Raw genomic sequence first — 13,385 nt, forward strand, 5'->3', positions numbered from 1 at the left:
TAATAACTTATTTATCTTATGAAAATTAATATTTTAATTGTTTACTTGTTTTTTATGTTCACATCTGCTTTTGCACAAAAAGAAAAGCCATGTGGTGTAAAAAACGGTTTACAAGAAGGAACCTGCAAAGCTTTTTATCCTAACGGAAAAACAACTTATGCTGAAAATTGGAAAAAAGGAAAAAGAGAAGGAATTTCTTTCTATTACTTTGACACTGGAAAAATTAAGGCTACCGGGAACTTTACAAAAGACAAAAAAAATGGCCCATGGAAATATTACAATGAAGATGGTACTTTATCTGCAGAGGAAAACTTTGTTTACAGGGAATTTACTGAGATAAAAGAAGGCACTTTTGCATATTATTACAAAAACGGAAAAATAAAAGAAACGAATATTTATGTCGATGATAAGCTTGAAGGAAAACAAACCGAGTATTTTGAAAACGGTATTATTTCTAAAATTTTAATTTTTAAAAACAATCTAAGAAACGGAGAATGCAAGTTTTATTACGAAGATGGCTCAATTCAGGAAGAGTCTTTTTACAAAGAAGGATTAGCAGAAGGACCATCTACTTCGTATCATAAAAACGGTCAGATAAATTGCGTTCTAAATTTTGCAGGAGGAAAAATAGTGGGTGAAAAAATATGCAAGGACATTAATGGAAAAATTATTCCGAAAGACATTCCGAAAGAGACTTCGAAAGAGACTTCGAAAAACACAAAGAAAAAAAAGTAAATTATACCATTACATTCCTTTTCTTTATTTTTGTAGTTCTACACGAAATAAAATACAATGCGAACATTTGTTATAGGCGACATACACGGCGGATTACTCGCACTTGAGCAAGTGTTGAAAAAAGCTGAAGTTACTACACAAGATACTCTTATATTTTTAGGCGATTATGTTGACGGCTGGAGCCAATCAGCAGAGGTAATTGATTATTTAATTGACCTGAAACTCCAACAAAACTGTATTTGCATTAGAGGAAATCATGATCAGCTGGCTTTAGACTGGCTTGAAAACAGACATGAAGATCTTGATGAAGAAATGTGGTACAAACATGGCGGAAAAGCGACTGTTGAAGGATATTCTAAAATTTCGGCAGAGCGAAAAAAAGAACATATTGCTTTTTTTGAAGCACTTCAGGATTATTATCTTGATGATGAAAACCGTCTTTTTGTTCATGCCGGATTCACGAATTTGAATGGTGTAGTTTGGGAATATTTTTCGAAATTATTTTACTGGGACAGAACACTTTGGGAATCTGCACTTGCTTTAGACCCAAAATTAAAACCAGACGATCTATATTATCCTAAGCGTTTTACAATATATAAAGAAATTTACATTGGCCATACACCGGTTACCCGAATTGGAAAAACAGTTCCAGTAAATAAGGCTTGTGTCTGGAATGTTGATACAGGTGCCGCTTTTAAGGGACCTTTGACAATTATGGACGTGAACACCAAGGAATTCTGGCAAAGTGATCCGTTAAATGAATTGTATTCTGATGAAAAAGGTAGGAATTAATTCATAAAAAGCTATTTTTGCATTTTAAAATAATTAATATTTAAGTTTATGAAAAAGGTTATTACACTTTTGTTTTTAGTATCATTTGGATTTACACAAGCTCAACAAGCTTTTAAAGGAAAGGGAGATGTTAAAGTTAACGTTGGTGCTAACATACAAGATGGTGGTTCAGGAGTTCAGGGTTCTGTTGATTTTGGTTTAGGTGAAAATTTCTCTTTTGGTTTTGTTGCTAATTACTTATTGGGCGTAGATAATTTTAATGGATTTTATCATAATAATCCTACTCCTTACAGTGATTATAAACCTGATTTTAGCGATCGTTTTGATGCTAAAGCAAGAATTAGTGCTAATTTAAGCAGCGTTATTGGTGTTGATCAATTAGATGTTTATCCTGGTTTAAGTTTAGGATTACACAATTTTGGTGGCCATGTTGGTGGTCGTTACTTTTTTACTGATGGATTTGGTGTTTTTACAGAACTTGGTTTCCCTATTGCAAAATACGGAAGTAACAACGGAGTATTTGATCACTTAAACAATCAGTTTACTTTTAGTTTAGGAGCGTCTTTTAATTTGTAAGATATATGCTTTTAGGGTTATAATATTTGAAAATACCATTTGAAATTCAAATGGTATTTTTTTTACAAACAACTCAAGTTCAATATTTTTTCAATATGTTTGTAATAAATTATTTACATATTTAGATTATGAAAAAATTAAAATTATCCTCTTTTTTCTTTACACCCATAATTGTTATGACTCTTATGATCACATCTTGTAAAGATTCTGAAAAGAAAACCATAACAACTCAATCAAATGCTTTTGCAGGTACCTGGGTCGCAAAAGATTTTAGTGATAATATGATTGTCAATAAAGGAATTGAAACTGTTAAAAATGGAGTTACGGAGATTACTATTCCCAAAAAAATCACAGATAGTATCTCTTTTCTAAATGAAGATCTGGAAAGTGCAAAATATTCAGCCACTATTAAAAATGACACATTAATTAATCATCTTGATGAAACTAATATTCAAAAAGCAATAATCAAAAACGGGAATTTGATCTTACTTCCACTGGATGATCGATATCACTCACAAGAATATACTAAAGCAGATGCTTCTTTAGTAAAAAAAGCAAAGGATGCAAATGTATCTGTATTTCGTATTTTAATAAACAAAACGCTTTCTGATAATACTTACACAAACGGCTCTTCAAAAAATAAAATTAAATTTTCTGAAGATGGAAATGTAGCTGGCCTAGCCAATTTTAAAAATTATTATATCAGTGTAAATGGGGATGCTGCAAATATTGAGAATATGACTGCAATAAATTTTACAACAGTTGATAGATCAAGTAAAAATTTAGGAATAGAATTCAAAAAAGACATAGTGAATTTGTATGATCTTATACTTTTAACGAAGTCAGGTGAAAAACCATATTATAAAAAAGGTAAATTATTATATTCCTTAATGGCAATATAATCAACAAAATATAAACTTTTAAAAAACGTAAAACTCCTTTTACAAAAAAAAGCAACCCTTATCGGGTTGCTTTTTTTTAAAGGCAGACTTTATACTATTTGCTAACTAAAATACTCCACTCAGCACCACTATAAATTTTATGTTTCGCTGAAAAACTTCCCTGGTTTACAGCCAATGAAAAGTTTAAAAGACTATTGAAGTAACAAACATCTGTACCAACAGCAACCTCTCCAAAAGTATGTACCAGTTTTAATTTTCCTTCGTAAGCTTTTTTAGTTCCGTTGAAAATCTGGATTTTAACAAAATCACCTGCTTTTAAATCTAAATTAGCGAAAGTTTTCTTGTCGATATTTGTCCATACATTTCCGTATTGAATATCTAAAATCGGGATTCCGCCTTTGATAATTCCTTTTTCGAAAACCGGTTTTTGGTAATCGATTTTTACTACTTCGTTTGGTAATTTTGGCCCAACTTCTTCAAAAGTGATCGTTTTAGATGCTAAACGAGCTCCTGTAAAAGCATATACATCACGACCATGAAAAGTATAAGATTCGTTTGAGTTTTGACGACGATTTTTTACTTCATCGATCTCACGAATTTCCTGAATTCCTAATTGTTCTGCAATTAAAGTCAAAGTTCCGTTATCCGGAGTTACAAAATAATGACCCGATTTAGTTAACAAAACTACAGAATGCCTCGCTGTACCTACTCCAGGATCACAAACAGATACAAATACAGTTCCAGCCGGATAATATTGAGCCGTTTGCGACAAACGATATGCTGCTTCCCAAATATTAAATGCCGGGATTTCATGAGTTACATCAAATATTTTAATATCGGTCGAAACTCCCATTGCTACCCCTTTCATAGCAGATACTGCCCCATCTTTCAAACCAAAATCTGATTGAAAAACTAATACATTATTTTGTGCGAAACCATTAAAAGTAATAGCACACAAAAAAAGTAATAAACGTACTTTCATTTTTTCTCTTTTTAAATTTTCAGCAAAGATATTTCATTAAATTCAAAAAATGACACCTTCAACTTACAAATAATGTCATTTTATAAATCAATTTTGATTATTTACAATTACATTTGCATTTTATTCATTATCCTATCTAATTAATAGACAAATGAACGTTCTATTCGATTTTTTTGAATAATTATTAAATCAATTACAAAACTAAATTATCAATGAGAAAAAAATTAAAAATTGTTATAACAGCAATTCTTACTTTATCCAGCACTTTATTTTTTGCGCATAGTCACGAGATAAAAGGAACGATTACGAATGAAAATGGAAATCCTCTGGAGTTTGCTACAGTCTTGATCAAAGGAACTCAAATTAATGCGTCAAGCGATGCTTTAGGAAAGTTTACGATTAATGCTTCTGCCAATAATCCCACACTTATTGTTTCGTTATTTGGATATCAAACCAAAGAAGTCGTTGCAAAAGATCATATTATCGAAGTGCAATTGGCTTTAGAAAATAATAGCCTTGACGAAATTGTAGTCGTAGGAAGTAGAAATCCAAATAAAAGCAAACTCGAAACAGCAGTTCCGGTTGATGTTGTAAACCTGGCAAAAATTAGAAATACGACGCCACAAACTACTACAAACGACATTTTGACCTATTTGATCCCGTCTTTTAACTCTAACAGACAATCTTCTGCAGATGGAACTGAGCATATTGATCCGGCTTCTTTAAGAGGTTTAGGTCCTGATCAGGTTTTGGTTTTGATTAACGGAAAAAGAAGACATACTACATCATTGGTAAATTACCAAAATACGGTAGGAAACGGTTCTGTTGGTACAGATTTAAGTGCGATTCCTGCTTCGGCAATCAAGAGAATTGAAGTTTTACGTGATGGTGCAGCAGCGCAATACGGTTCTGACGCGATTGCCGGTGTAATCAATTTGGTTTTAAAAGACAATGCAGGTCTGGAAGTAAACGCAACTTATGGTTCTACCTCAAGAAACGATGGACAGACCACAAATGTGAACTTAAACTACGGAACAAAAATTGGCAACAAAGGTGGTTTTATCAACCTTTCGGCTGAATTTAATGATCGCCAGAAAACCAATCGTTCTCAAAATAATAACCTGATTATTTTTGATCAATCGGCTGAGGGTAATTTCTTTGTTTATGATTTTGCTGATAATCCGGCACAATCACGCCAGATTGATGATAATTTATTGGCTCAAAATGGTTTGACGCGTGATGATTTTAATTTTCAGATTGGAGATGCAAAAATTCAGAATATTCAGGGATTTTTTAATGCATCGATTCCGTTAAACGATCAAATCGAGTTTTATGCAAACGGAGGCGTTAGCCACAGAGAAGGTACAGGTTACGGTTTCAGACGTTTACCAAGTGAAACTGAAAATGTGGTGGCTTCTATTTTCCCTTTCGGATTTCAACCTGAATTGAATTCTGTTGTAACGGATCTTTCTTCTTCGGTTGGTTTTAAATTCAAATTTGGAGAATGGAAACTGGATGTGAGCAATACTATCGGTGAAAACAAATTTATTTATGATGTATCGAATACCAATAACGTTTCGTTAGGCGATAATGGCCAGACAGATTTTAAAGCCGGAAATCACTCTTTCCTGCAAAACACTGTAAATGCTGATATTACCCGATTTTACAAAGATGTTTTTCATGGTTTGAATGTTGCATTTGGAGGTGAATATCGTTTTGAAAAATACAAAATTGTTCCTGGAGAGGAAAACTCTTATATCAATGGTGGAGCACAATCATTCCCGGGATTTTCTCATTTGAATGAAGTGAATGAAAACAGAAACAGCGTTGGCGTTTATGCTGATGTTGAGGCTGATATTACGGAGAAATTCTTGATTGGAGTTGCAGGTCGTTATGAAGATTATACCGATTTTGGAAATACGATCAACGGAAAATTATCTGCGAGATATAAAATCTTAGACAACCTATTTGTTCGTGGGGCGATTAGTTCTGGTTTTAGAGCGCCATCATTGCACCAGCAATACTTCAACAATATTGCAACTGATGCGGTTGATGGGCAAATCCTGAATTCGGGTATTTTTAGAAATGATAGTCAGGTAGCGAAAGAATTGGGCATTCCGAAATTAAAAGAAGAAACTTCAAGAAACTACAGTTTTGGAGTTGTTTATTCTCCAACAAAAAAATTACATATTACAGCTGATTACTATCATATTAGAATCGATAACCGAATCATCCTTACCGGAAATTTAGGAAATGATGCTGCGGGTGAACCTGTTCCTGCGCTTCGTGCTTTGTTTGCTCAATACGGCGCTCAAACCGGACGTTTCTTTACCAATGCCATCAACACAACTACAAACGGAATTGACGTTGTAATTGATTATGATATGAATGTTGGTCCCGGAAAAATGAATCTTTCGTTGTTGTACAACTACAACGACAACAAGGTAGATGATCAGCTGAACAATATTCCGGCTTTATTTGTAGGTCAGGAAGATGTGTACTACGGACCTCAGGAAAGAAGTCTTATCGAGACGAATACACCTAAACACAAAGGTACTTTTGCTGTTAATTACAGTTTAACCAAATGGAATTTCTTATTAAGAAATACGTATTTTGGTGAAGTAATTCGTGATGGTTTTCCTTTTGGAGGCATCCAGAAACACAACGGAAAAGTAGTTACAGATATGACTGTTGCTTATAAAATCACTCCAAAAATCCAGATTGCTTTGGGAGCCAACAACTTATTTGATATTTTCCCGGACAGACAAATTTACGAGAACAGTTATTACGGAGTTTTCAAATATGCACCTGTGCAAATGGGAACTACGGGAGCTTACTACTTTGGACGCATGAGTTTTACATTGTGAGTTATTTAACCGCGAGGAGCGCTAAGATTTACGCAAAGATCGCGAGTTTTTTTTTAATCTCGCAAAGGCGCGAAGTCGCAAAGATAATTTGCATAATCTTTAAGTATAAAAATAAAGCCGCTCAATTGAGCGGCTTTATTTTTATAAAAACTTAGCGACTTCGCGCCTTTGCGAGATTAAATCATACAGCATAAAAAACTCTGCGGACTTTGCGTAAATCTTAGCGAACTCTGCGGTTAAAAATCTAAATAGCCATTTCGGGAATTTCACCTTCAATAATTAATTCAGCTTCTGTCGAGGCGATGATGTGCTCGACTGAAACACCTGGCGCGCGTTCTAAGAGCTTAAAACCTTTTTCAGTCACTTCGAGAACTGCTAACTCGGTAACAACCTTTTTAACGCATCCTACGCCCGTTAATGGCAAAGTGCATTTTTTTAAGATTTTAGATTCTCCTGCTTTATTGACGTGCATCATGGCAACGATGATATTTTCGGCGGAAGCCACCAAATCCATTGCGCCTCCCATTCCTTTTACCATTTTGCCCGGAATTTTCCAGTTGGCAATATCTCCGTTTTCAGAAACTTCCATCGCTCCTAAAATCGTCAAGTCTACTTTTTGACTTCGAATCATTCCGAAACTAAAAGCCGAATCAAAGAAACTTGCTCCCGGCAGCGTTGTAATGGTTTGCTTTCCGGCATTGATAATATCAGCATCTTCTTCTCCCGCAAAAGGAAAAGGCCCCATACCCAAAACGCCATTCTCACTCTGAAATTCAACTGCAATATCTTCCCTAACGTAATTTGCTACCAAAGTCGGAATCCCGATTCCAAGATTAACAAAATACCTGTCTTTTACTTCTTTTGCAATTCGTTTTGCAATATCTTCTTTTGTTAACATATTTTTCTAATGTGTCAATTTATTAATGTGCCAATGAGTAAATGAGTCAATGAGTTAATTAGATAATGTATTATTTAAGCAATCAAATCTATTATCACATTTTCTAATTATCTAATTCTTTACTTTACGTAATTACTACTAATTACGTGAATGTCAATAAATTTAAACAACCAAATTCATATTAAAGCAACTTTAATGCATTAATAATTAATTATCTAATTGACAAACTATCTCATTATCTAAATCTTCTGTCTTACAGTACGTTGCTCTATTCTTTTCTCGAATTTTTCGCCCTGAAAGATACGCTGTACCATAATTCCCGGAATATGAATTTGATTTGGGTCTAAAGTGCCAACAGGAACTAGTTCTTCCACTTCGGCAATGGTTATTTTTGCTGCACCGGCCATACACGCATTGAAGTTTCTGGCTGTTCCTTTAAAAATAAGATTTCCGGCTTCATCGCCTTTCCAAGCTTTTACAATGGCAAAGTCAGCTTTGAAAGCTTGTTCCATGATATGCATCTTTCCGTTGAATTCACGGACTTCTTTGCCCACCGCAACTTCGGTCCCGTAACCGGCTGGCGTGAAAAAAGCGGGAATCCCGGCTTGTGCTGCGCGACAACGTTCTGCCAAAGTTCCCTGAGGCGTCAATTCAACTTCAAGTTCTCCAGAAAGCATCTGGCGTTCAAACTCGGCATTTTCGCCTACATAGGACGAAATCATTTTTTTGATTTGTTTTTTCTGCAAAAGCAATCCCAAACCAAAATCATCAACACCTGCATTGTTCGAAATACAAGTTAAATCTGAAACTGTTGTTTTTACTAATGCCGCTATAGTATTTTCAGGAATTCCGCATAAGCCAAAACCACCAAACATAATGGTTATTCCGCTTTCTATTCCTTCTGTAGCCTCTTGAACGTTATTTACTTTTTTTGTAATCATAACAAATGGTCTTTATTACCGTATATTTTTGATAAAAATACCATTTTTAGATTAAATTATAACGATTTCGTAAAAAATAAAATCTACTTTTTGAATGCAAAGTTCGCAAGAATTCTATTTTAATCTCGCAAAGACGCGAAGACGCAAAGTTTTAATTTCTTTGTGAACTTTGCGTAAATCTTAGCGTTTTTCTTTGCGGTAAACTTTCATTACAACTTATTCAAAAAAAATCCTTTTGTGTTTTCTGAAATTCAGAAAATCACAAAAGGATAATTTTATATAAAAAAGGAATTTAAACTATAGTTCGAATTCGTCTGTATTTTGTTCTGTAGCTGTTGTATCTTTCACTTTTGGCGCACTATAACAATCTACTTTGATAGAAAGATTTGCCGGGCGCTCAAACTCTGATTTCGAAACCTGAAGTCCGGGATCTGCATAACAAAGTTTCATAAAGTAACCCCAAATTGGCAATGCAGCTGTTGCACCTTGCCCGTAAGTTAAACTTTTAAAACGTGCCGAACGATCTTCGCAACCTACCCAAACTCCTGTTACCAAGTTAGGCACCATTCCCATAAACCAACCATCAGACTGGTTTTGAGTTGTTCCTGTTTTACCCGCAATTGCGTTTTTAAACATGTACGGATATCCTGTCCAGCGATTATCTCCACTTCCTCCGCCTTGCGTACGCAAACGTGCACCAGATCCGGTCTCTGTAACCCCCTGAAGTAATTTGATTACTGCGAAGGCAATATCTTTATTTAAAACGTCGTGAGATTCCGGAATTGGCTCATAAATAACCTCTCCACTTTTATTCTCAATACGGCTTAAAAATTGTGGTTTTACATACACTCCCTGATTGGCAAATGTACCATAAGCAGCAACCATATCTTCAACCGTAATATCTACAGCTCCAAGAGCGATAGAAGGCTGTGCAGGAATTTCGGTTTTAACACCTAATTTATGCGTTAGTTCTACAACTGCTTCCGGTCCTACACGATCGATTAATTTTGCAGAAATCGTATTGATTGAGTTCGCCAAACCTTGTTTTAAAGTTACCATTCCGCGGTATCTGTTATCAGAGTTTCTTGGCTCCCAATCTGCAGTAACGTTATGACGCCCTTTGTGAATCATAAAAGGCCCGTCAAGAATAGAATCGCAAGGAGACATATTCAATTGTTCGATTGCGGTTGCATAAACGAAAGGTTTGAATGTCGAACCTACTTGTCTTGCTCCCTGCCCTACGTGATCGTATTGAAAATATTTATAATTGATTCCACCAACCCAAGCTTTAATGTTTCCGGTTTGAGGCTCCATAGCCATTAAACCAGATTGTAAAAAGTGTTTGAAATAACGAATAGAATCCAGCGGTGTCATTACCGTATCGCGTTCTCCTTTCCAGGTAAAAACGCGCATTTTTGTTTTTACTTTGAATGAAGCAATGATATCATCTTCGCTTTTATCTAAATCTTTCATGATGGCCCAACGTGTAGAGTTTTTCATTGCCTGCATCATTAATCGATCTGTTTCTGCTTGAGAAATATTTACGAAAGGCGCATTTTTATTGGTTTTCTGTTCAATAAAAAATTGTTGTTGCAGATTTTTCATGTGTTCAGAAACTGCTTCTTCGGCATGTAACTGCATTCTTGAATCGATAGTGGTATAGATTTTTAAACCATCTTTGTAAATATCGTAATCAGAACCGTCTGGTTTTTTATTCTCTGCAACCCATTTTTTCATGTAATCACGAAGATATTCCCTGAAATAAGTCGCTGTTCCTTCGCGGTGACTTTCTAGTTTGAATTTTAAAGCAATTGGCATTGCCTTGTACTTCTCTTTTTGAGCCTCTGTAATCATCTTGGCTTTTACCATTTGACCCAGTACCACATCACGACGGTTTTTAACACCCGTAGGGTTTCTCAAAGGATTGTAAAGAGATGAGTTATTAAACATCCCAACCAATATTGCGGATTCATCTATCGTTAAATCCTTAGGATCTTTAGAGAAATACGTTTGCGCAGCAGAACTTACTCCAACAGCGTAATTTCCGAAATCATAAACGTTGCAATACATCGCCAAAATTTCATTTTTGGTATATTGACGTTCCAGACGAATGGCAATAATCCATTCTTTTATCTTTTGTACTATTCTAAAAGGTAAAAAACTAGATCCACCACGATGAAACAACTGTTTTGCTAACTGCTGTGTCAATGTACTGGCTCCTCCATTTGTTCCCAAAGAAAAAGCAGCACGTAAAGTTCCGCGCCCGTCGATTCCTGAATGCTCATAAAAACGGGCATCTTCAGTTGCAACCAAAGCATCTACAAGGTTTTTTGGTAAATCTGAATATTTAAGCTGTGATCTGTTGGTTTTAAAATATTTACCAATCACTACTCCATCAGATGAAATAATTTCTGTAGCCAAATTAGAATCCGGATTTTCTAAGTCTTCAAATGAAGGCATTGATCCGAATAATCCCCATGAGGCAAATAAAAAGAAAGCTAAAATACCCAACAAGGTATAAGCAAAAACTCTCCAGAATTTCTTTTTATAGTAGTTAATATCTTTATTACTATTAGGTTGATTGATTTTCTTGGTGGCCATATAACTATTTTTCTAATCTTTTTGTTCTATTCTAAAACCTACGTCTGTAATACCTTCTAACGCCTGAACTCCAGGAATTTTTCCTGATTCTCTAACGGCTTGTTTGATGTGTACTTTATATTTTCCTTTAAACTTTACATCTTCTTTATAATAAAGTTTACTCTCTTTTATATCAGTAAAACCGTTCCCTAAAAGAGTTCCGTCCGGTTTTGCCATCTCATATTCTAAAGTATCTACTTTGGTGAAACCGCTTGGCGTTTCGATAGCGACAATTAAAAACAAATTTTTGAATGGATAATTGTTATTGTCCCTCAAATTTATAAATAAATTGTACTTTTTGGTTGAATCTAAAACTGGCAGATCAAAAGTTACAATACTGTCTTTGTTCCAGGCACTTCCAACAGATTTGTACTCATCGAATACTCTTTTTTTATCACAAGAAAAAAGTAATATTCCTACCAAAAGAAGAATCGCACTATTTTTTATTCTCATTTTTAGTAATAATTATAGGTTTTCTAGGTTCAGCCGGTTTATTCTCGTTTGAATTGTTAGGTTTATTCGGCTTGTTATTATTCGGTTTGTTTCCTTTGTTTGGGTTATTTCCTTTATTTGGATTTCCTCCTGCAGGCTTATTTTGATTTGAAGCTACCTGAGGTTTGTTTGGAGTCGCTACAATCGCTGCTTCGGCATTTGGTTTGCGTTTGCGATTTGGCTTTTTCTTTCTTTTTGGCTGATCAAAACGAGTTAAACTTTCCTGACCCATTGCATTGTTAAAGTCTTTTTCAGGCTCTGAAACTACTTCTATAGCAAAATCTTCAAGAGATGAAACTTTATTTTTTTGTTTATTCTCGGCAATAATTTCTTTTACCTGATCAATTTTCAAAACATGCCAGTTTGCAAAATTATTGGTGTAAGCAAACCACATTAATCCTTTAAAAATATCTTGTTTCTGGCAGATGGCATCTCCTTTTTCAGTCACTAACTTAGTGTCATAATCCGGAAAATCTTTTAATGCATCCATGTAAGTGTCAAGCTCATAATTTAAGCAACACTTTAATTTTCCGCATTGTCCGGCTAATTTTTGAGGATTTAAAGAAAGTTGTTGGTAACGTGCTGCAGATGTATTTACGCTTCTAAAATCTGTTAACCAGGTTGAACAACATAATTCTCTTCCGCAAGAACCAATTCCGCCTAAACGAGCTGCTTCCTGACGGAAACCTACTTGCTTCATTTCGACTCTTGTACTGAATTCTTTTGCAAAATCTTTAATTAAAAGTCTAAAATCGACCCTGTCATTTGCCGTATAGTAAAACGTCGCTTTTGATCCGTCTCCCTGAAATTCAATATCAGATATTTTCATTTCAAGTTTATGCTGAATCGCTAATTCACGTGCACGAACTTTCATTGGTTCTTCACGATCACGCGCTACAGACCAAATGTCAATATCTTTTTGAGAAGCTTTTCGGTAAATTTTAGGTACTTCGTTACTTTCGTGGTTAACACCTTTTTTCTTCATTTGAATTTTTACCAATTCGCCTGTCAAAGTAACAATACCAATATCGTGTCCTGGCGATGCAACAGTTGCTACAATATCACCAATACTTAAAGTTAATTTTTCTGAATTTCTAAAAAATTCTTTGCGTCCATTTTTAAAACGAACCTCCACACAATCAAAAATTGCTTCTCCGTTAGACGGGCTCATGTTCGCGAGCCAGTCAAAAACCGTCAATTTATTGCAGCTATCGGTGCCGCAAGTCCCATTATTTTTACAACCCTTTGGTGCGCCACCATCTGAGGTTGAACAACTTGTACATGCCATAATTATATATGTAGTGTTGCAAAAAAGCAACTTAAGTTCATAAACGTTTGATCGGTAAAGATAGTATTTTTTTTAGTTTGCTTTTTATGGATTAATACTAATGCTTCGTTAAATACAAAAGCAAGGAATCTTAAAGGCAAAATAAGCTTTTTTTATAACAGTTTTATACTGAATTTTCAAACCCAAAATTCTCTAATTCTATTCTTATTAAAGCTTATTCTAAGAATTATTTTTTTTATTCTATTTATTAAAACTAAAAATTTACCTACAGA

At 34.7% G+C, this 13,385-nt stretch carries 11 protein-coding genes; 5 read left to right on the top strand and 6 right to left on the bottom strand.

The genetic code is table 11. The annotated features are described in order from the left end of the window. Positions 1 to 18: 18 nt before the first annotated feature. From LNP81_RS04965 to LNP81_RS04980, 4 genes are all read left to right on the top strand, one after another. Complete coding sequence (locus LNP81_RS04965; RefSeq protein WP_230033867.1) at positions 19 to 735, top strand: toxin-antitoxin system YwqK family antitoxin; 717 nt, start codon at positions 19 to 21, stop codon at positions 733 to 735. A 57-nt stretch (positions 736 to 792) separates the two neighbouring features. Next, positions 793 to 1,527, top strand: coding sequence for a metallophosphoesterase family protein (locus LNP81_RS04970; protein WP_230033869.1), 735 nt, complete (start codon positions 793 to 795; stop codon positions 1,525 to 1,527). 48 nt (positions 1,528 to 1,575) lie between these two features. Beyond that, positions 1,576 to 2,103 (top strand): DUF6646 family protein, encoded by a 528-nt coding sequence (locus LNP81_RS04975; protein WP_230033871.1) that lies wholly within the window; start codon positions 1,576 to 1,578, stop codon positions 2,101 to 2,103. A 128-nt stretch (positions 2,104 to 2,231) separates the two neighbouring features. Continuing rightward, positions 2,232 to 3,005, top strand: coding sequence for a hypothetical protein (locus LNP81_RS04980; RefSeq protein ID WP_230033873.1), 774 nt, complete (start codon positions 2,232 to 2,234; stop codon positions 3,003 to 3,005). A 94-nt stretch (positions 3,006 to 3,099) separates the two neighbouring features. Here LNP81_RS04980 and LNP81_RS04985 read toward each other — a convergent pair whose 3' ends face one another. Continuing rightward, a complete protein-coding gene (locus LNP81_RS04985) occupies positions 3,100 to 3,987 on the bottom strand; it encodes an SAM hydrolase/SAM-dependent halogenase family protein (protein ID WP_230033875.1) in 888 nt (295 codons plus the stop codon). A 212-nt stretch (positions 3,988 to 4,199) separates the two neighbouring features. On the opposite strand from LNP81_RS04985, the gene LNP81_RS04990 reads away from it, so the two are divergent. Beyond that, the gene (locus LNP81_RS04990) at positions 4,200 to 6,854 is read left to right on the top strand and encodes a TonB-dependent receptor (protein WP_230033877.1); all 2,655 of its coding nucleotides are present in this window, start codon (positions 4,200 to 4,202) and stop codon (positions 6,852 to 6,854) included. 244 nt (positions 6,855 to 7,098) lie between these two features. On the opposite strand, the gene LNP81_RS04995 is transcribed toward LNP81_RS04990, so the two are convergent. The 5 genes from LNP81_RS04995 to LNP81_RS05015 all read right to left on the bottom strand — a co-directional run bounded on the left by LNP81_RS04995 (position 7,099) and on the right by LNP81_RS05015 (position 13,113). Continuing rightward, positions 7,099 to 7,752 (bottom strand): 3-oxoacid CoA-transferase subunit B, encoded by a 654-nt coding sequence (locus tag LNP81_RS04995; RefSeq protein ID WP_116750617.1) that lies wholly within the window; start codon positions 7,750 to 7,752, stop codon positions 7,099 to 7,101. A gap of 239 nt (positions 7,753 to 7,991) precedes the next feature. After that, positions 7,992 to 8,693 carry a CoA transferase subunit A gene (locus LNP81_RS05000; protein ID WP_230033879.1) on the bottom strand — a complete coding sequence of 234 codons (702 nt, stop codon included), beginning with the start codon at positions 8,691 to 8,693 and terminating at the stop codon, positions 7,992 to 7,994. Between the two features lie 297 nt (positions 8,694 to 8,990). Beyond that, positions 8,991 to 11,294 (bottom strand): penicillin-binding protein 1A, encoded by a 2,304-nt coding sequence (locus tag LNP81_RS05005; RefSeq protein ID WP_230033881.1) that lies wholly within the window; start codon positions 11,292 to 11,294, stop codon positions 8,991 to 8,993. Between the two features lie 12 nt (positions 11,295 to 11,306). Next, positions 11,307 to 11,786: a gliding motility lipoprotein GldH gene (locus LNP81_RS05010; protein WP_055094324.1), complete on the bottom strand. Its 480-nt coding sequence runs from the start codon at positions 11,784 to 11,786 to the stop codon at positions 11,307 to 11,309. Next, positions 11,770 to 13,113, bottom strand: a complete 1,344-nt coding sequence (locus tag LNP81_RS05015; RefSeq protein ID WP_230033883.1) for a PSP1 domain-containing protein — start codon at positions 13,111 to 13,113, stop codon at positions 11,770 to 11,772. Before LNP81_RS05015 ends, LNP81_RS05010 begins: the two co-directional genes overlap by 17 nt. Positions 13,114 to 13,385: the final 272 nt, after the last annotated feature.

Origin of the sequence: Flavobacterium piscisymbiosum, from assembly GCF_020905295.1 — a bacterium.
In the GTDB taxonomy this organism is placed as follows: domain Bacteria; phylum Bacteroidota; class Bacteroidia; order Flavobacteriales; family Flavobacteriaceae; genus Flavobacterium; species Flavobacterium piscisymbiosum.